18 protein-coding genes are annotated in these 18,553 nt (G+C 69.5%); 10 read left to right on the top strand and 8 right to left on the bottom strand.

Annotation, left to right across the window (positions count from 1 at the left end):
- Positions 1–407 precede the first annotated feature (407 nt).
- Positions 408–1,634: an MFS transporter gene (locus DVK07_RS08905; protein ID WP_121596716.1), complete on the top strand. Its 1,227-nt coding sequence runs from the start codon at positions 408–410 to the stop codon at positions 1,632–1,634.
- 31 nt (positions 1,635–1,665) lie between these two features.
- Here the strand turns inward: DVK07_RS08905 and DVK07_RS08900 are convergent, their stop codons facing one another.
- The gene (locus tag DVK07_RS08900) at positions 1,666–2,088 is read right to left on the bottom strand and encodes a DUF2237 family protein (RefSeq protein WP_121596715.1); all 423 of its coding nucleotides are present in this window, start codon (positions 2,086–2,088) and stop codon (positions 1,666–1,668) included.
- A gap of 108 nt (positions 2,089–2,196) precedes the next feature.
- Here DVK07_RS08900 and DVK07_RS08895 point away from each other — a divergent pair, with 108 nt between their 5' ends.
- The 3 genes from DVK07_RS08895 to DVK07_RS08885 are packed head-to-tail and all read left to right on the top strand — an operon-like array spanning position 2,197 to position 5,241.
- Entirely contained in the window at positions 2,197–4,008 is a 1,812-nt protein-coding gene (locus DVK07_RS08895; RefSeq protein WP_121596714.1) for a helix-hairpin-helix domain-containing protein, read from the top strand.
- Complete coding sequence (locus DVK07_RS08890) at positions 4,005–4,547, top strand: Mut7-C RNAse domain-containing protein (protein WP_121596713.1); 543 nt, start codon at positions 4,005–4,007, stop codon at positions 4,545–4,547. The genes DVK07_RS08895 and DVK07_RS08890 overlap by 4 nt, the downstream gene beginning before the upstream one ends.
- 49 nt (positions 4,548–4,596) lie before the next feature.
- Positions 4,597–5,241, top strand: a complete 645-nt coding sequence (locus DVK07_RS08885; protein ID WP_121596712.1) for a hypothetical protein — start codon at positions 4,597–4,599, stop codon at positions 5,239–5,241.
- Between the two features lie 386 nt (positions 5,242–5,627).
- Here the strand turns inward: DVK07_RS08885 and DVK07_RS08880 are convergent, their stop codons facing one another.
- The 4 genes from DVK07_RS08880 to DVK07_RS08865 all read right to left on the bottom strand — a co-directional run bounded on the left by DVK07_RS08880 (position 5,628) and on the right by DVK07_RS08865 (position 8,822).
- Positions 5,628–6,437, bottom strand: a complete 810-nt coding sequence (locus DVK07_RS08880; protein WP_121596711.1) for a class I SAM-dependent methyltransferase — start codon at positions 6,435–6,437, stop codon at positions 5,628–5,630.
- Between the two features lie 70 nt (positions 6,438–6,507).
- Entirely contained in the window at positions 6,508–6,969 is a 462-nt protein-coding gene (locus DVK07_RS08875) for a hypothetical protein (RefSeq protein ID WP_121596710.1), read from the bottom strand.
- 92 nt (positions 6,970–7,061) lie between these two features.
- Positions 7,062–7,898, bottom strand: a complete 837-nt coding sequence (locus tag DVK07_RS08870) for a deoxyribonuclease IV (RefSeq protein WP_121596709.1) — start codon at positions 7,896–7,898, stop codon at positions 7,062–7,064.
- A gap of 72 nt (positions 7,899–7,970) precedes the next feature.
- Positions 7,971–8,822, bottom strand: a complete 852-nt coding sequence (locus tag DVK07_RS08865; protein ID WP_121596708.1) for a biotin/lipoate A/B protein ligase family protein — start codon at positions 8,820–8,822, stop codon at positions 7,971–7,973.
- Positions 8,823–8,967: 145 nt separating this feature from the next.
- On the opposite strand from DVK07_RS08865, the gene DVK07_RS08860 reads away from it, so the two are divergent.
- Complete coding sequence (locus DVK07_RS08860) at positions 8,968–9,882, top strand: serine/threonine-protein kinase RIO2 (RefSeq protein ID WP_121596707.1); 915 nt, start codon at positions 8,968–8,970, stop codon at positions 9,880–9,882.
- Between the two features lie 38 nt (positions 9,883–9,920).
- Here the strand turns inward: DVK07_RS08860 and DVK07_RS08855 are convergent, their stop codons facing one another.
- From DVK07_RS08855 to DVK07_RS08845, 3 genes are all read right to left on the bottom strand, one after another.
- The gene (locus DVK07_RS08855; RefSeq protein ID WP_121596706.1) at positions 9,921–10,922 is read right to left on the bottom strand and encodes a cytochrome d ubiquinol oxidase subunit II; all 1,002 of its coding nucleotides are present in this window, start codon (positions 10,920–10,922) and stop codon (positions 9,921–9,923) included.
- A complete protein-coding gene (locus DVK07_RS08850; RefSeq protein ID WP_121596705.1) occupies positions 10,915–12,363 on the bottom strand; it encodes a cytochrome ubiquinol oxidase subunit I in 1,449 nt (482 codons plus the stop codon). Before DVK07_RS08850 ends, DVK07_RS08855 begins: the two co-directional genes overlap by 8 nt.
- Before the next feature lie 139 nt (positions 12,364–12,502).
- The gene (locus tag DVK07_RS08845) at positions 12,503–13,303 is read right to left on the bottom strand and encodes a sulfite exporter TauE/SafE family protein (protein ID WP_094553316.1); all 801 of its coding nucleotides are present in this window, start codon (positions 13,301–13,303) and stop codon (positions 12,503–12,505) included.
- A gap of 182 nt (positions 13,304–13,485) precedes the next feature.
- Between DVK07_RS08845 and DVK07_RS08840 the strand changes: the two genes are divergently transcribed.
- The 5 genes from DVK07_RS08840 (at position 13,486) to DVK07_RS08820 (ending at position 18,538) form a co-directional block, all read left to right on the top strand.
- Positions 13,486–13,782: a hypothetical protein gene (locus DVK07_RS08840; protein WP_121596704.1), complete on the top strand. Its 297-nt coding sequence runs from the start codon at positions 13,486–13,488 to the stop codon at positions 13,780–13,782.
- Between the two features lie 324 nt (positions 13,783–14,106).
- Positions 14,107–15,372: an ABC transporter substrate-binding protein gene (locus tag DVK07_RS08835; protein ID WP_121596703.1), complete on the top strand. Its 1,266-nt coding sequence runs from the start codon at positions 14,107–14,109 to the stop codon at positions 15,370–15,372.
- On the top strand, positions 15,369–16,385 hold the full coding sequence (locus DVK07_RS08830) for an FAD-dependent oxidoreductase (RefSeq protein WP_121596702.1): 1,017 nt from the start codon (positions 15,369–15,371) through the stop codon (positions 16,383–16,385). Before DVK07_RS08835 ends, DVK07_RS08830 begins: the two co-directional genes overlap by 4 nt.
- A complete protein-coding gene (locus tag DVK07_RS08825) occupies positions 16,382–17,596 on the top strand; it encodes an iron ABC transporter permease (protein ID WP_121596701.1) in 1,215 nt (404 codons plus the stop codon). The genes DVK07_RS08830 and DVK07_RS08825 overlap by 4 nt, the downstream gene beginning before the upstream one ends.
- A complete protein-coding gene (locus DVK07_RS08820) occupies positions 17,597–18,538 on the top strand; it encodes an ABC transporter ATP-binding protein (protein ID WP_121596700.1) in 942 nt (313 codons plus the stop codon).
- Positions 18,539–18,553 lie beyond the last annotated feature (15 nt).

Genomic DNA, 18,553 nt, shown 5'->3' with positions numbered 1-18,553 from the left:
ACGGCGAATTATTCCGAATCTCCAGTCGCTCGCTTGTAATTCGGTGACTGCGGCTCGGCGGAGACTGCCTCCAAAGCCCCAGCCGCGAAGCCGCAGTACGCTCGCTGCGCTCCTCAGTCGCTCACTCCGTTCGCTCCCTGTGGTGCTTACGTCGCCTACTGCGGCTTCGCGGCTGCCCCTTTGAGCCCTCCCCGACTGCGACCGCACAGCACCTCACACCTCCCCAGCCTCGTCGGCCTCCCTCCGCTTCGCTCCGGTCGGCCGACTCCCTCGCGCGTGCGACTCGCGCCCGCTGGGCGCTCGTCGGCACGCGCCACCGCGGAAACCGAGATGACAAAATCGATCCCTACCGGCAGTCCCCGAGCGCTTCAGGCCCTTTATACGGGTGACCGGGCTACGGCTTGTCGATGGCTCGGGACCGGATCGGCGAGTACGACGCTCTGATCCTCGTCTCGCTCGTCTGGTTCCTCGGGAAGTTCGTCCGCTACCTCTTCCCCCCGCTGTTCGAGTCGATCCAGGGCGCCTACGGCGTGAGCAACGCCGTCGTCGGGACCGCGTTCACCGGGTTCATGATCGTGTACGCGCTCCTCCAGTTCCCGAGCGGCGCGGTCGCGGACCGCCTCGGCCCGGTGCGCGTGATCGTCGCCGGCGCGCTCGTCGCCGGCGCGGGGTCGCTCGCCGTCGTCTTCGACGCGCCCTTCGCCGCGCTGGTCGCCGCGATGCTCGTCATCGGGGCCGGCACCGGCGTCCACAAGACGGTCTCGGTGCGGCTGATCGCCCGCGTCTACCCCGCCCGCACCGGGCGGATGCTCGGCGCGCACGACACGCTCGGCGCGATGGGCGGGGTCGCCGCGCCCGCGGTCGTCGTCGCCGTCCTCTCGGCGCCGCCCGCGCTCGCGGCCGTCCTCGCGCGGCTCCCCGGCGCCGACTGGCGCGCCCCGTTCCTCCTCACCGGCGTCCTCGCGGTCGGCCTCGCGGTCGCGACCGCGGTCCGGCTCTCCGGCTCGCCGGCGGCGACCGGCGCGACCGGGAGCGACGGCGACGACCCGGACACGCGCGAGTACCTCCGGCTGTTCCGAAACCCCCGGTTCTCGGCGTTCGTGCTGGTGACCGTCGGGTTCTCCTTCGCGCACAACGGGCTCGTCGCGTTCCTCCCGCTGTACCTCTCCGAGGCCGCAGAGCTCCCGACCGCGACCGCGAACCTGCTGTACTCGCTCGTGTTCGCGGTGACGTTCGTCCAGTTAGTCACCGGCGACCTCTCCGACCGCGTCGGGCGGTTCCCCGTGATGGTCGGCACGCTCGGCTTGGCGGCGGCGGCGCTCGTCGCGCTCGTCTCGCTCCCGAGCCTCGGCGTCGGGGCCGTCGCGGCCGCCGTCGTCGTCGCTCTCTTCGGGCTCGGCTCGCACGGGTTCCAGCCGGTGCGCAGCGCCTACCTGATGGAGCTGCTCCCGGAGCGGCTGGCGGGCGGGGGGCTCGGTGTCGTCCGGACGCTGCTCATGGGGGCCGGCGCGCTCGCGCCGAGCGCGGTCGGGATCGTCGCCGACGCGGTCGGCTTCCGGCCCGCCTTCGCGCTGCTCGCCGGGTCGATGGGGCTCGCGGCGGTCGTCGCCGCCGGGCTCTGGGTGACGGAGTAACTGGTCGCCGGTCCTCCCGCGGCGCCCGCGCTCAGTCGAGGCTCTCGGGCTCGAACGCCTCCGGGTCGAACTCGTGCTCGCGGAGCCGGTCGGCGTCGACCGCCCGCAGCACGGACTCGTTCGTCGCCTCGAGGACGACCGGCGGGGCGACGCCCGCCTCGGCCGCTTCCGTCCACCGGCCGACGCAGAGACACCAGCGGTCGCCCGGCTCCAGCCCGGGGAAGTCGAACTCGGGGCGCGGCGTGATCAGGTCGTTGCCGCGGTCGCGGCTGTACCGAAGGAACTCGGCCGTCACGACCGCACAGAGCGTGTGCTCGCCGACGTCGCCGTCGACGTCGCGGCAGTAGCCGTCGCGGAGGTAACCCGTGACGGGATCGTCGCCGCACGGGACCAGTTCGCCGCCGAACACGTTTCGGTCGCCGGGATCGCGGTCGTCGCGGTCGTCGGTCGACATGGAACGGGGTTCGGCCGCCGACAACATAAGCGACCGGCGGGCCGCCGCGGGCCGGCCGTCGGGCGTTCGGCCGGCGGTATAAGTGCCGCGCCGTCGAACGGTCGCGGCATGAGCCGGAACGACGAGGTCGCGACCCGCTTGGAGGAGTTCGCCGACCTCCTCGAGGCGACGGGCGTCGAGTACAAGCCGACCGCCTACCGACGGGCGGCCGAGAACGTCCGCGACCACCCCGCGCCGATCGAGGGGCTCGCGGCCGACGGCGAGGACGCGGTCGCCGAGATCGACCGGGTCGGCGACGCGATCGCGGCGAAGATCGTCGAGTACGTCGAGACCGGCGAGATCGAGGAGCTGAACGACCTGCGCGAGGAGCTCCCGGTCGACATGGCCGGGCTGACCGCGGTGGAGGGCGTCGGCCCGAAGACGGTCGGGTCGCTGTACGACGCGCTCGGAGTCACCGACCTCGACGAGCTGGAGGCCGCCGCGGAGGCGGGCGAGATCCAGGAGGTGTCCGGGTTCGGCGCCAAGACGGAGGAGAACGTCCTCGACAACATTCCGTTCGCCCGGGAGTCCCGCCAGCGAACCCGCCTCGGCGACGCCCGGCCGCTCGCGGACGACGCGCTCGCGTACCTCGCCGACCTCGACCCCGTCGAATCAGCCGAGGTGTGCGGCTCGATCCGGCGCTGGAAGGCGACGATCGGGGACGTGGACCTCCTCGTCGCCAGCGAGGAGCGCGAGCCGATCGTCGAGGCGTTCACCGACTGGGAGGCCGCGGACGCGACGATCGAGGCCGGAACCGGGAAGGCGAGCGTGCGCGCGGACGGCACCCGCGTCGACCTCCGTATCGTCGACCCCGACGAGTTCGGCGCCGCGCTGCAGTACTTCACCGGGTCGCGGGCGCACAACGTCGCCGTCCGCAACCGGGCGATCGACCGCGGGCTCAAGCTGAACGAGTACGGGCTCTTCGACGTGAGCGACCTCGACGAGGACCCCTCCGGAGACGCCGACGAGGGCGACGTTGAGGGCGGAGACGGCGGAGACGGCGAGGAGACCGACTCGACGCGAGCCGGCGAGCGCGTCGCGGGCGAGAGCGAGGACGAGGTGTACCGCGCGCTCGACATGGACCCGGTCGCGCCCGAACTGCGCGAGGACCGCGGCGAGGTCGAGGCGGCCGCCGAGGGGCGACTCCCGCTCCTCGTCGACGAGGGCGAACTCCGCGGCGACCTCCACACCCACACCGACTGGTCCGACGGCGCCTTCTCGATCGCCGAGATGGCGCGGGCGGCCGAGGAGCGTGGCTACGACTACCACGTCGTCACCGACCACGCGACCGGGCCGGGAATGGTCGGCGGGGTCGGCCTCGACGAGTCCGACATCGAGGCGCAGGCCGCGGCGGTCGCCGAGGCGGCCGACGAGGTCGAGATCCCGATCCTCCACGGGACCGAGGCCAACATCGACGCCGACGGGGGGCTCGCGACCGACGACGAGACGCTCGCGGCCCTCGATCTGGTCGTCGCGTCGCCCCACGCCGCGCTCGGGCAGAACCGGGAGGAAGGCACCGAGCGGCTGGTCCGCGCGGTCGAACACCCGCACGTCGACGTCCTCGGCCACCCGACCGGGCGCCTGATCAACGAGCGGCCGGGGCTCGACCCGGACGTCGAGGCGGTCGCCGAGGCGGCCGCCGCGAACGGGACCGCGATCGAGGTGAACGCGAACCCCGCCCGGCTCGACGCCGACGGCGAGTTCGTGCGGGCCGCGGTCGAGGCGGGCGCGACGATCGCGGTCAACACCGACGCGCACGCCCCGCGCGAGCTCGACAACGCCCGGTACGGGGTCCACACGGCGCGGCGAGGGTGGGCCGAGACGTCGAACGTGCTCAACGCGCGCTCGCTCAACGGGCTCCGCTCGTTCCTGCTCGAATGACGAACGGCGACGGCGGCGACGCGCCCGACGGCTCGCCGTCCGCTACCGAGGAAAAGCCGCCCGTCCTCCTCGACGTCATGTGCGGGAAGCTGGCCACCTACCTCCGACTGTGCGGCTACGACGCGGCGTACGCCCTCGACCGGGACGCCGAGGCCGACGACCGCCTCCTCGCGGCCGCGGCCGACGAGGGTCGGACCCTGCTCACCCGCGACCGCGAGCTGGCGGCGCGCGCCGACGCGGCCGACGGGACCCCCGACGCCGTCCTCCTCGCCGAGCGCGACGTGATCGACCAGCTCCGCGAGCTCGACGCGGCGGGGTTCCCGGTCGCGCTCGCCGACGAGCCGACGCGGTGCGGGAACTGTAACGGACCGGTCGAGCGCGTCGGCTCCGGACGCGGCGACGCCTCGCTCGCCCGCCCCGACTACGTCCCGGACGACGTGGGGACCGACCGGCCCGGGTGGCGCTGTACCGAGTGCGGCCAGTGGTTCTGGAAGGGCGGGCACTGGGACGACGTGGCGGCCCGGCTGGAGCGCGTGTGAGTCGGGCCGAGCGTAACGGGTTTGCCCGCTCGCCGCGTACCCGCTGGCAATGGAACGCGAACGGGCCGTCGACCGCCTTGAGTCGCTCGTCGACCGCGTCGAGAGCGAGCCGATGCCGGTGCCCGTCCGCGAGGTGTGGGCGTTCGGCGACGTCGCGCTCGGGCTCGACCCGGTCGACCGGCTCGACGTCTACCTCACGAAGGACGTGATCATGGGCGGCGACGCCGACGCGGCCGCCGCGTTCGAGGCCGAGTACGGCGTGAAAGGCGTCGGCACGACGGTCGACGCCGAGTGGGCCGAGGCGCATCCGGAGCGCGTGCGGACGAGCGACAACGGGTACGCGGCGCCCGAGAAGTGTCTCGCGGCCGAGCTCGTCGCCGACGACGAGCCGATCCACCTCGAAGTGTGTAACGCGGGCTTCGAGGATAACGTTCGCCAGCGCCTGAAGGGGGCGCTCGCCCGCGACGCCTACGAGGAGGTGCTCGACCCCCGCGGCGTCTGCCTGTGGGTCGACGGCGAGCGCGACGACGAGGCCTTCGATCGCCTCCGCGAGGCCTCGCTGGCGATGCCGACGCTGCCCGCCGCGCTCGGGATGCTCGGCGCCGACGAGGACGCCGCGAACGCGGCCGCGGACGTGCTCAAACAACAGCGCGCCGAGCAGGAGGGGGCCTCGGTCCGCGGCGACATGGTTTGATTCGGACGCGCCGTGACGCTATTTATAAGTAGAAGCCGGTGCGGTGGCGCGTGCCTGCGAGGCCGCTTCGCGGCCGAGCAGCACGCGCGAGGGAGTCGCTGGCGGCGTCAGCCGCCAGCGACGAGGCTGGGGAGGCGTGAGGTGCGGGGCTGTGCGGGGCGGGACTCAAAGGGGCAGCCGCGAGGGCGAAGCACGGCGCAGTAAGCACCGCAGCGAAGGAGCGAAGCGACTGAGCGAGGCGCGCAACAAGCCGCGCGAGTCCTCGCGGCTGGGGCTTTGGAGGTGTTGGCCGCCGATCTGCCAGCAACCATTTATAAACCACACTCGGTGCCCGTCCCTCTAACTTATAAATGAACGCCTGACCGCACCGGTTCACGTTTCCTCTCTCAGTTCACTCGTCCGACGGTCACGTCGAAGGGGACGTACTCGACGCGCTCGTACTCGCCGGCGTCGATCGCCGCCGCGACCTCCCGGCCCATCTCGCGCCAGCGCCCGCGCAGGTCGTCGTAAGCGCGCTCGGAGGTCGCGGCCACCAGCTCGTCGCGGTGGTCGGCTAATCCCGCCCCGGAGGCCTTCCGCGCCGCCGACCGCAGCGCGGCCTCCGCGTACGGCGGCTCGGTCCGCTTCTCGTGGACGTAGCGCCGGGTGCGCACGTCGACCACCCCGGCCGCGTCGAACGCCTCGCGCACCCGGTCGCCGAGCGCCACGTCGGTGTCGACCCCCGCGACGTACGCCTCGCGCGCTTCGCGCTCCAAGCGCTCCTCGGCGTCGACCGTCGAGGCCACCCGCACGTCGGCGTTGTCCGGCTCGACCGCGGCGACGAGGTCGTTCGAGACGCGGGCGAGCTCTCGGACCGCCGCGGTCGGGTCCGGGAGGTTGATCAACAGCGCCTGACAGACCGCGAGGTCGACCGCGTCGTCGCTCACCGGCAGCCGGGTCGCGTCGCCCGCGAGGAACTCGGTCCGGTCGTCGCTCGCGTCGCGGGCGACCGCCAACAGGTCGCGGTCCGCGTCGACGCCGTACACGGACGCGCCCTCGGCCTCCGCGGCCAGCACGCGGGTCAGCTCCCCGGTGCCGCAGCCGACGTCGAGGACGCGCTCGCGGCTCGACAGCTCCAGGTCCGCGAGCGCGTCGCGGCCGTCATCCCACATCCCGCGGCGGGTGTGTTCGAGGTACTCGGCGGAGAAGCGTCGCACGGGCCCGCTTCGCGGCGGGCGGAAATAAACGTCCGGAGATCGGTCGCGGCTCGATTCCGTGTCGGGCCTCTCACTCCTCGTCGCCGTCGCTGCCCTCGAATCCCAGCACGTCGGCGGCGAGGACGGCGGTCACGCCGGCGCAGTAGCCGACGAACGCGCTGGTCACCCCGATCGCGGCGAAGCTCACCGTCACGTCGCCGATCGCCGGGTTCCCGCCGTTGACGCCGGGGACGCCGACGAGCGTCCCGAGGAGGACGAACCCGCCGAGGACGAGCGCCGGAACGACGCCGACGGCTATACACGCCGGCCCGCCGCAGCGCGCGTACGCGCCGGCGGCCGCGAGGGGCCCGGGCGCGTAGAACACTAAGAGCGGCAGGAGCCGGTCGGTCAGCGCCGTCGCCGTCGCGACGTCCGCGGACTCGCCGAGGAACGCGGCGACGAGCGCGAGCGTCACGACGCCGGCGAACCCGACCACCAGCCCGACCGCCCGATCGCGGCGGCGTCCGAACAGCAACGCCTTCGTGGTGGGCATGTCCGTGGATCGATCGCGAGGTTACTTAAATCCGCGTCGGACGGACGACTGCCGTCGGATCCGGACCGCGGCGCCCTCAGGGCGTCGGTCTCTCAGTCGCGACGGAGCTCGCGCACGCGCTCGATGTTCCACGCGAAGCTCTTCCCGTCCTCGGTCGGCGTCTCTAGGGCGAGCGGCACGTCGACGAGGTCGGGGTGGTTGAGGAACCGCTCCATCCCCGCCTCGCCGATGTGTCCCTCGCCGATGTGGGCGTGCTCGTCCTTGTTGGTGCCGCACTCGTGTTTCGAGTCGTTGAGGTGGACGTACTCCAAGTGCTCCAACCCGACCACGTCGTCGAACTCCCCGATCGTCTGGTCGACCGCCGCGGGCGTCGAGAGATCGTAGCCCGCGGCGAACGCGTGCGCGGTGTCGACGCAGACGTCGATGTCCGTCTCCGTCCGGTCGATGATCCCCGCGAGGTGCTCGAACTCGCCGCCGAGCTTCGTCCCCGCGCCCGCGTCGCTCTCGATCAGGATCGTCACGCCGTCGGGCACGTCGAGGTCGTCGATCACCGACGCGGCGTTGTCGAGGCCGCCCTCGACGCCGGCGCCCGTGTGCGCGCCGAGGTGGACGTTGACGTACGGGATTCCCAGCTTGTCGGCCGCGTCGACCTCCTTTTGCATCGAGTCGAGCGACTTCTCGCGGAGCCCCTCCTTCGGCGTACAGAGGTTCACGAGGTAAGAGGTGTGGATCACCCACGGCCCCTCCATGTCGCGTTCGGTGCCCTCGCGGAAGCGTTCGGCCTCCTCGTCGCCGATGTCCGGGTCCTGCCACACCTGCGGCGAGTGGGTGAATATCTGTCCGCAGTTGCCGCCGACCTCGACCTGATTTCCCACGGCGTTGTCCACGCCGCCGGCGATGGAGACGTGCGCGCCGACCTTGAGACTCATACCGAACACTGGGGGGCGGTCGAAAAAGCCCCTTCGGAACCGGGCGGACCCCGGCTTCGACCCTCGAAGCCGCTACTTCCCGCCGCTCCCGGGTCGCGTCCGGATCCACTCCTCGTCCCGATACTTCTCCGCGACGAGCTCCTCGGCCCGCTCCAACTCCGCGTCCGTCCACGACCCGTCGAGGTCCACGGTCGCCTCGGGCGCCGCTCCCGCCCAGTCGGAGAGCGCAGCCTCGACGGCGGCCACCGCGTCCGCGCGGTCGACGTCGACCAGCTCGTCCATCCCGACGACGCGGTCGCGGAACCCCTCGGGCGTCACCGGCGGGTCGGCGAAGACACCGAGGTGGCGCGCCGCGTCGACCGCGAACGTCAGCGACCCGTGTTGGATCACCGCCTCCCGCTTGCGGTACTGCGCGTTGCCGGCGATCTTGCGGTGTCGATCGCTCTCGGGACCCCGGGCCACCACGTCGTGCGCCGGGTGAAGCTCGCGGAGGTAGCAGGCCGGGCGGTACAGCTCCGACATCGGCTCGTCGACGTAGTCGGCGTCGACCCCGAGTCGGTCGAACGCGTCGAGGACGGGCTCGCAGAGCAGGTGGTAGCAGTCGAGGAGTTCGCCCGGCACCGTCTCCGCGGGCACCGCGATCGAGTACGCGACGTCCCCGCGCCCGTCGTGGTAGATCCCGCCGCCGCCCGTCTGCCGCCGCGTGACGTCGATCCCCTCGCGCTCGCAGAACTCCCAGTCGACCGTCTCCGGATCCTGGTGGCGGCCGAGGGTGAGGCAGCTCGGCTCCCAGCGGTAGGTCCGGACGGTCGCCGGCCCCCCGGCCGCGGCGGTCTCGGCCGCGACCTCGTCGAGCGCCATCTGTATCGGTCCCGGTCGCTCCTCTTCCCGGATCAGCCGCCAGTCGACGGCGGGCGCGGTCATGCCCCCGTCTCGGAGCGGCGGGCCGAAAGCGGTTGCGCTCGGTGTCCGACCGGCACGAAACAGATTTGCTATCGCGCTATACGCTATATCGCCCGCTCCCGCCGAACGCGCGTCCCTTTTAGGAATCGCCGGAGTAGGGGCGCGTATGGTGCGAAACGTCGCCGGCGACATGGCGGAGCTCGACCCCGAGGACTTCTACCTCCTCTCGGGCGTCGAGCAGGGGATGCGCTTCTCGGAGTGGGTCCGCCGCGACAAGCTCCCGGAGTACGCCGACCTCACGCGCGAGGAGGTCGACTACCGGATCGACCGGTGTCTCGACCGCGAGCTGATCGAGCGGAAGACGATCCAGTACGAGGGGTATCAGCTCACCTTCGAGGGGTACGACGCCTTGGCGCTCCGGACGTTCGCCGAGCGCGAGACCATCGACGGCGTGGGGTCCCCCCTGGGGCTCGGCAAGGAGGGCGACGTGTACGAGGCGCAGTCGTTCCGGCCGCTCGCCTTAAAGTACCACCGCGAGGGGTACACCAACTTCCGCGAGGTGAACCGCGAGCGCGAGTACACCGCCGACCGGGACCACGTCTCGTGGCTCTACACCGCGCGCAAGGCGGCCGAACGCGAGTACGAGGCGATGGAGGAGCTGTACCCCGACGTGAGCGTCCCGCGACCGGTCGATCACAACCGGCACGCCATCGTGATGGAGAAGTTCGCGGGCGTCGAGCTCTCGCGCGCGAAACTCGACCCCGAGCAGGCGGTCGGCGTCCTCGATCTGATTCTCCGCGAGCTGGCGACCGCCCACGACCTCGGCTGGATCCACGCCGACGCCTCCGAGCATAACGTCGCGGTCGCCGAGAGCGGGATCACGATCTTCGACTGGCCGCAGGCGGTGTCCGTCGACCACGAGAACGCCCGGGAGTTCCTCGAACGCGACGTCGAGAACCTCTTGCGGTACTTCGCTCGGAAATACCCCCACGAGGTGCCCCGAGACGCCGATACCGACGGAGTCGCCGCCGCTATCGCCGACGGCTCGTTCGAGAGCGTTCGGGGGTTCGGCGCCGAATAAATCTCATAGCGCGATACGAAATCTGACTTCGCCGGTGGTCAACTTTCGTATCCCTCTCCCTCGATCGGACCGCTAAACACGCCATAGAGGAATTTGAAGTACCACAGTACGAGGAGAAGCGCCGGAAATCCGAGAATCGTCACGAGATTCAGCGCTAACGGTGAGACGATCGCTTCTCGAACCGTCAAGCCGGTCGGCGGATAGATCGTCGGATACAGCAGGAGCGCGACCAGCAGACTCAGTAGCGCAGGAAGCCCGAGTGCGCTCACCAGCCAAGCACGGTACTTGCCGCGCAGAGCGAGAACACTTCCCCCTCCTCCCGCAACGACCGACAAGACGACAATCGCACCTACGGGAAGCGAAAGAACGGTTTCGGCGGCACCTCCGGCATCAGTTACGACAACCGTCGTCAGCAGAGCGACAACTCCGATCAAGTACACCAGCGTCGCGACGATTCCGTACGTGCGCAGGTCTGACGCTAACCGTGGCCTGGTCTTAGCTGTCAGAAAGGCCGCGCCGGTGGCGACCGAGACAGTTACGAGGCCGACACCAGTCAGCAGCGCCGGCAGCGACAGTGTCGGCGCGTCGAAGATCCACCGACCGGCGAGAGTCCCGAACAGCAGCGGCGCGAGAAAGCTCCCTCCGATAAAGGAGTAATCCCAGTACCGCTTCCAGCGCTCGTCGTCGCGCTGTTCGCGCATTTCCGGGCCGAGCCCGCGGAACAGCAGCGCGAGCACGAACCCGAGCGCGAGCAGGTAGTGATCGGCCAGGACCCGCGAGTACACTCGCGGGAACGCCGCTAGCAGCATCGTTCCGAAGGCGACGACCCACACCTCGTTTGCGTCCCAAACCGGACCGAACGCCGTCAAGAGTGTCTCCTTCTCGCGTTCGTCGTCGCGAGTCGCGTACAGCATTCCGATTCCGAAGTCGAACCCGTCGAGGACTACGTACATCGCCAGCGCAAACATGACGGCACCGAACCAGATCTCGGGGAGCGCGTCGACAAGATACGCGTCGACGAGCAACACGAGCTCAGTCATCGTCGCTCACCTTCGGGACCGGACCGTACCAGCGGTCGTCGTCCGATACCTTCGCTCCGAGTTCCCGGAGCTCGTCTTCGACCAGCCACCGCAGCACATGAAGGGCTACCAAGATCAGTCCGATATAGATAACGACGAAGCCAACGAGCGTCAGAGTCGCTTCGGTTCCGCTCAATGTCGAGGAAACGGCCTCACTAGTTCTGAGTTCGCCCTGGATGACCCACGGTTGTCGACCGATCTCTGTGACGTACCACCCCGTGAGAAGCGCCGCGTAGCCGAGCGGCGACGCAGCGATCATCGTCTTCAGGAATCGATTGCTCTCCGAGAGGCGTCCGTTGTAGATGAGATACCCGCCCCACAGCGCCAACCCGATGAACAGGAATCCGAGTCCGACCATGAACCGGAACGACCAGAACACCATCGCTACGGGCGGGTTCTCCTCGTACTCGTTTAATCCGAGCACTTCGGCGTCGAAGTCGCCACCGCTAGCGAGGAACGACCCGACGCCCGGGAGACTCACAGTAAAGAGGTTCTCGGCTTTCGGGTCGGTGATCGCGTCAATGCTCTTCGGGAACGCGAGCAGGTGTAAGTCCGCCGTGCCGGTCTCGTAGTGAGCTTCCATGGCTGCGAACTTCTGTGGCTGTGTATCTGCGACGTGACGCCCATACGCGTCACCGTGGACTGCCTGTAGAGGAGCGGTGACGAGCAGGATGATAACCGCGAGTTTCAACGCAGTGTTCCACGCAGCGGCGTCTCGCTTCTTCCAGACGATGTACGCCGAGACCCCGGCGACCAGCAGCGCGACGGAAATGACCGACGCGTTGACCATGTGTACATACATCCACGGCATCCGGGGCGTGAAGAACGCAGCCAGCGGGTCGGTTAGCTTCGCGACCTCCATACCGTTACGCGTGATCATCTCGAAGCCCCGTGGAGTCTGCATCCAAGCGTTGACGATCAGGATCCAGAAGGCCGACAGCCACGCCCCGACTCCCACCAGTACCGACGAGAGGACGTAGGTCCGATCGCTGACGCGTTCCTGACCGAACAGCAGTACCCCGAGGAAAACAGCCTCAAGGAAGAACGCCATTTTCGCTTCGAACGCGAGCGGCCCACCGATCAGCTCGCCAGCCACCTCGGCGAACTGTGGGAAGTTCGTTCCGAACTGGAAGCTCATCGGGATGCCGGTGACCGTTCCCATGACGAATCCGGCGGCGAACACCTTGACCCAGAATGATCGCAGCCGCGTGAACCGTTCGTCGTCGGTCCGAACGTCCTTCCAAGTGAAGTAGACGATGAACGGCGCTAACCCGACCGAGAGCGAGGCGAAAATGATGTGAACGCTGATCGTCCAGCCGAACTGCGCACGGCTCGCAAGCTCCGGCGAGAGCTGCAGCGCCCATCCCTGAATCAAGACGTCGGGAAGCGCCGTCGAGAACATAGATATATTTTCTCACGGAAGTAAAAGAGAAGTTGTGTAATTCCCCCGTTCGAGGACTGTACTACGGTAGCTTATATCCGCAGAGCCGTAGTTTCTGTAGTCAATACGAGACGGTCACGGGTAGCGCCGGAGGCGGAGTTCAGTGCCCCATCGCGCCCCCGAGGGGCTGGTAATGCGGGAACATCGGGTGTGGAAGGTGAACACCGAGCGCCATCAATCCGTGCGCGAACAGCACGTACCCCAGTACGACGAACACCACGCCGAGCAGCCGATGAACGCGACGCCGGTGGGCAACGTCGATCGACTGGATAATCGTTCCATAGAGGAAGACAGCCGGGATCGTCCCAATGCCGAGGGCACCGAGAGCGATTCCCCCGGTGGTCGGGGAGCCGCTCGCGAAGGCGAACAGATACGCGGGATACAGCATCGGGCAGGGAAGGAACGCGTGGACGGCGCCGAGCCCGACAATACTCGGGCTGTTGACGTGCCGATGGACTCTCGTTGCGAGCCACGACGTAACGCGCTGGACGCCGGGTATTCGAATGTCGCCTCCGCTTCCGCCGATGACATATCGAACGCCGGTCGCCACGATGAACCCTCCGACCGCGAGACCGACAACACCTCGCAGGAGGTCGGCGATCGGTGTCAACTGGTCAGCGGTGACGAACACGACGCTTCCGAGCGCGCCGAAGACGGCCCCGAGAATCGCGTACGTCGTCGCCCGGCCGACGTTGAACAGGAAGTGCTGGCGAACCTCGTAGGTCGTGAGATGACCGGCACGCCCGTCGTTGGCTGTCACCGTCCCGCCGTCTGGCTGCGGCGTCATCTGCTTCGAGTACATCGTCACAAGCGGACCGCACATCCCGATGCAGTGTGCGCCGCCCAGCACGCCGATGAGAACGAAGAGGACGACGTCAATCCGGAGGAGCGACTCGATCATAGTCGTTCTCGGTTGCGTACGGATTTGTGTCGTCTGGTGTGTCTCTCGAACGAGCCCGGACAGATACCGAGGACGTGTCACGGGAGGCGAACAAGGGGTCGCACTCGGCTGGAGACGTTCGAAAGGATCTGGAGTGTGGCTTGGCGCAACGATTCTTCAGGGTGGGCGCCAACACACCCACAATGACGGACGAAATCGACATCCCGACTGAGCCGCGGGCTGCGGTCGACGCACTGGCGACCCACCTGACTGCGACCGCAGACCGCCCAGTCCCGCCAGCGACGAACCGATGGCTCGGAGAGGCTGAAGCCGTCGCCCGCGACGCTACCAGTGACGATCTTGACACGCAAACCAGACGGAAACGGGTCCGCCAAGTCGCCACACTGCTTGAGTCGGCCGACGAAACGGGCGACGCCGTCGCCGACCGCCACATCGAAGCAGCGATCGAGTGCTGTCGAGTCGTTCTCGCCGACGAGTGAGGGTGACCCTGTTTCTACGGAATAGAATAATCACAACAGTTAGCGAAGCCGGCGTATGTATATTATTTCACATTTTTAAGTAAAAAAATAGAAGGCACACATCGATACCGTCCTCCGAGATCGGGGGCGGTCGGAGGTGTTGCGCGTTCGGCTTCTGTCGCCCTCCGAGCGCGTCTCGCTCCCGCGCGGCACTTATTGCCTCGTCTGACGTTCCGACAGGTCTCCATCGCGGGCCGCGCGCTCGGTCACCGCCAGCGTGCGTCGAGGATTTAGGGTCACCTAAGATTCGAAACCGCTTTAAATCTTTAGGGTGGCCTAAAAAGTATGGGCCCAGACGCGGACCGACCCGTCGGCACGCGACGCGACGCGATCAGGTACGCCGGCGCCGTCGCCGGCGCGGGACTGCTCGCAGGGTGTAGCGGGAGGGAGGCGGCGTCGAGCGGGGACGGATCTGACGGCGGGAACGGTTCGGCGGACGCCGGTGCCGGCGAGGGCGATTCGACGAACGGGGACGCCGATTCGGACTCGTACACCGCCGCGATGGCGCCGGTCGGCGAGGTCTCCTTCGACGCGGTCCCGGAAGACGTCATGGTGTACAGCCTGCTGTACGCCGACTTGGCGGTGGCGCTCGGCCACGGCGACGCGGTCAACTCGCTCGGCTTCGATGCCGACGCAGGCGGGAACACGCTCGACGCCTACTACGCGGCCCTCGACGGCGTCTCCTTCGACCGCGAGGGACTCACGCAGCTCAACGCCGGCTCGGGCGGCGGCATCTCCGTCGACCGCGAACTGCTCTACGAGCTCGACTCGGACCTCCACCTCGCGGACCCGGCCCTGTTCGCCTCCTTCGACGGCTGGGACGAGGACGACGTGGCCGAGATCCGGGACAGGGTCGGGCCGTGGTTCGGGAACGTCTACAGCCGCCGACACGCCGAGCCGCCCGAGCCGTACCGCGACCGGTACGAGTACTACGCCCTCCCCGAGATCGGCGAGCGAGTCGCCGCCGCGTTCCGCGAGGAGGAGCGGTTCGCCGCGCTCGACGCGGTCCGCGAGGACCTGGTCGAGACGATCCGGAGCGACCTCCCGCCGGAGTCGGAGCGCCCGACGGTCGCCGCGCTCATCTACATGGACGGGACCTACTACCCCTCTCGGACCGACGAGCCGGGGTTCGCGAACGCGCACGTGCGCCCGTTCGAGGTTCCGGACGCGTTCGCCGCCGAGGAGGTCACCTACGAGACCGCCTACGACCACGAGCAGCTGCTGGAGGTCGACCCCGACGTAATCTTCCACCAGTACGGGATCGCCTCCTACTACGACGTGGGGGCGATCCGCGAAGAGCTGTCCAACCACCCGGTCGCCGGCAAGCTCGCCGCGATAGCGAACGACCGCTTCTACCCCTCTGGTGACCCGGTCCAGGGGCCGATCATGAACCTGTTCCAGCTGGAGATGACCGCGAAACAGCTGTTCCCCGACCGGTTCGGCGAGTGGCCGGGCTACGAGTACGGCGACGACTATCCCGAGATCCCCGCCGACGAGCGGCTGTTCGACCGCGACGAGGTCACCTCGATCGTCGCCGGAGGGGCGGAATGAGCGCCGCGCTCGACCGCGACGTGGTCGTTGTCGGCGGCGGCCCGGCCGGCTGCGCCGCCGCGGTGTTCGCCGCGCGCGACGGGCTCGACGTCGCCGTCTTCGACCGCGGTCGGTCGTCGCTTGCGCAGTGCGCGCACCTGGAGAACTACCCCGGGTTCCCGGCCGGTATCGACGCCGGGACGCTCTCCGAACTCATGCGCGAGCAGGCCGAGCGGGCGGGCTGTTCGGTCGTCGGGGACCTCGTCAAGTCCGTCGAGCGCGCGGAGGACGAGTGCGGCGACGCCGACGATTCCGGCGACGACTTCGGCGACGCCCCCGACGAGCCGTGCTTCGTCGTCACGCCGCAGACGGGCGAGCCGGTAACCACCCGCCGCGTGGTCGCGGCGACGCGCTACGACGGCGAGTACCTCCGCGGGCTCGACGACGACCACCCGATGTTCGAGGTCCACGATCACGGCGGCGAGACGCACGAGCACTTCGACCGGGAGTACGCCGACCGCGACGGGACGACCCCGGTCGATGGGCTGTACGTCGCGTCCCCGTCGGACGCCGACCGCCAGGCGATCACGGCCGCGGGCCGTGGTGCGCGGGTCGGCAAGCGGGTCGTCGCCGACGCCCGTATCGACGACGGCTGGTGGCGCGAGGCGGCCGAGGGGGTCGACTGGCTCCGCCGCGAGGCCGAACTCGACGGCGAGTGGGCCGACCGCGAGCGGTGGGTCGAGTGGTTCGACGCGGAGCACGCCGACGGGCCGGTCGACCCCAACTCGGAGCGGTTCGCGCGCGTCCGCGAGGCTGCGGTCGACGACCTGCTGGCGGCGTACGTCGACGCCGACGAGGAGCGGGCCCGCGCCGCCGCCGGCCACCGGGCGCTCGCCGAACGCCTTGATCCCGAGGCGGTCGTCGACGCGTACGGGGCTGACGCGCTGCTCGACGCGATCGACGACGAGGCGATCGCGGCGTACGCGGGCGACGAAGGGCTGGACGCACCACAAGCCGACGAGGGATCCCGATGAGCGGCGAGCGACCGGCGACCGACGGAGGATCGGTGACCGGCGACGAGGGCCGGCGGATCGGCGGCGGCTCCCGCCGGCAACCGGTCGAGGGGAACCGGCTCGGGTGGCTGTTCGAGCCGCGGCTGTTGACCGTCGCCGCCGCGAGCCTCCTGCTGGTCGTCGCCGCGGGGCTCGTTCAGGTGAGCTTCGGGGCGTACTCGATGACGGCCGGGCAGGCGTGGCGGGCCGTCCTCGACCCCGCCGTCCTCCTCGACCCGCGGTGGTTCCTCAACTTCCTCCTCGGCGAGGAGCTGATGCGGACGGTCACGGGTTTTCAGGGAGAGCTCCCCGAGCTCGCACACGAGACGCTTATCGTCTGGAACATCCGCCTGCCGCGGGTGCTCGTCGCGGTCGTCGTCGGGGCCAACCTCGCCGTCTCCGGCGCCATCTTTCAGGCGGTGACGCGGAACGAGCTCGCGAGCCCGTTCATCCTCGGGGTCTCCTCTGGGGCCGGGCTGACCATCCTGCTCACGCTCGTCGTGTTCGGCGGACTCTCGGCGTTCCTGCCGCTGATCGCGGCGCTGGGCGGGTCGGTCGCGTTCCTGATCGTCTACGCCATCGCGTGGAAGAACGGGACGAGCCCCGTTCGGCTCGTGCTGGCGGGCGTCATCGTCGGCACCGTCTTCAATAGCCTCCAGACGGGGCTGTTCTTCTTCGCCGACGACATCGGCGTCGTCCAGTCGGCGATCCAGTGGACGACCGGGTCGCTGACCGGGACCGACTGGGAGCAGGTCCGGATGGCGCTCCCGTGGACGGTCGCGGCGATGGGGCTGGCGCTCGCGGGCTCGCGGCAGCTGAACCTCCTCCTGCTCGGCGAGCAGACGGCGAAGTCGCTGGGGATGTCGATCGAGAAGGTGCGGTTCGCGCTCTCTGGCGTCGCCGTGCTGGCGGCGGCCGCCAGCATCGCGGTGGCGGGGATCGTGAGCTTCGTCGGCCTCATCGTCCCGCACGTGGTCCGAAACCTCGTCGGCAGCGACTACAAGCGGGTGATCGTCGGCTGCCTGTTCGTCGGCCCGGCGCTGATGGTCGGCGCCGACGTGGGCGCGCGCCTCGGGATGAGCGTGCTCACGGGCGCCGACGCGCAGATCCCGGTGGGGATCGTCACCGGGCTGGTCGGCGGGCCGTACTTCCTGTATCTGATGCGGCGACGGCGGAACGTGGGTGACCTCTAAATGACCATCTTCGGCGCGAACGCGACCGAGTCGGAGGAACAGAGCGGCGCGACCGATTCGGCGGCGGACGGTCCGGGCGCCGCGACCGATCCGGCGGCGGACGGCCCGGGCGGCGCAGCGGAACCGACCGAGTCGGACGCGGCGGCCGACGCGAGCGACCTCGACGCCGAGGACCTCGTGTTGGGCTACCCGACGGCCCCCGAGCCGGTGATCGACGGCGAGTCGATCGCGGCCGAGCCGGGCGCGGTGACCGCGCTCGTCGGGCCGAACGGGTCCGGGAAGAGCACCCTCCTGAAGGGGCTCGCGGACCAGATCGAACCCGACGACGGCTCGGTGCTGCTCGACGGCCGCGACGTCCACTCGATGGACACGAAGGCGCTCGCGAAGCAGCTCGGCCTGCTCTCACAGGAGAGCACCTCGCCGGACAGCATCACCGTCGAGGACCTCGTGTACCACGGTCGCTATCCGCACCGAGGGTTCTTCGAGCGGACGACCGCCGAGGACGCCCGGGCGGTCGAGCGCGCCATCGAGCTGTCGGGCTGCGGCCACCTGCGCGACCGCGAAGTCGGGAGCCTCAGCGGCGGGCAGAAACAGCTGGCGTGGATCGCGATGGTCCTCGCGCAGGATACCGACGTGCTCCTGCTCGACGAGCCGACGACGTTCCTCGATTTACACCACCAGATGGAGGTGATGGAGATCATCGAGACGCTGCGCGACGAGAGCGACGTCACCGTCGTCGTCGTCCTCCACGACATCGAGCAGGCCGCGCGGCTCGCCGACCGCGTCGTCGCGCTCACGGACGGCGAGATACGGGCCAGCGGCCCGCCCGAGGAGGTCGTCACCGAGGAGCTGCTCTCCGAGGTGTTCCGCGTCGACGCCGAGGTCGTGGCCACCGACCGCGGCCCGCGAGTGGCGCCGATCCGCGCGCGCCACGAGGAGTAGCCGGCCCGCGGGCGC

Source organism: Halorubrum sp. Atlit-26R (assembly GCF_003666015.1).
GTDB lineage: Archaea > Halobacteriota > Halobacteria > Halobacteriales > Haloferacaceae > Halorubrum.
Note: the sequence above shows the minus strand (reverse complement) of the source record. Positions and strands in the feature narration are given on the sequence as shown.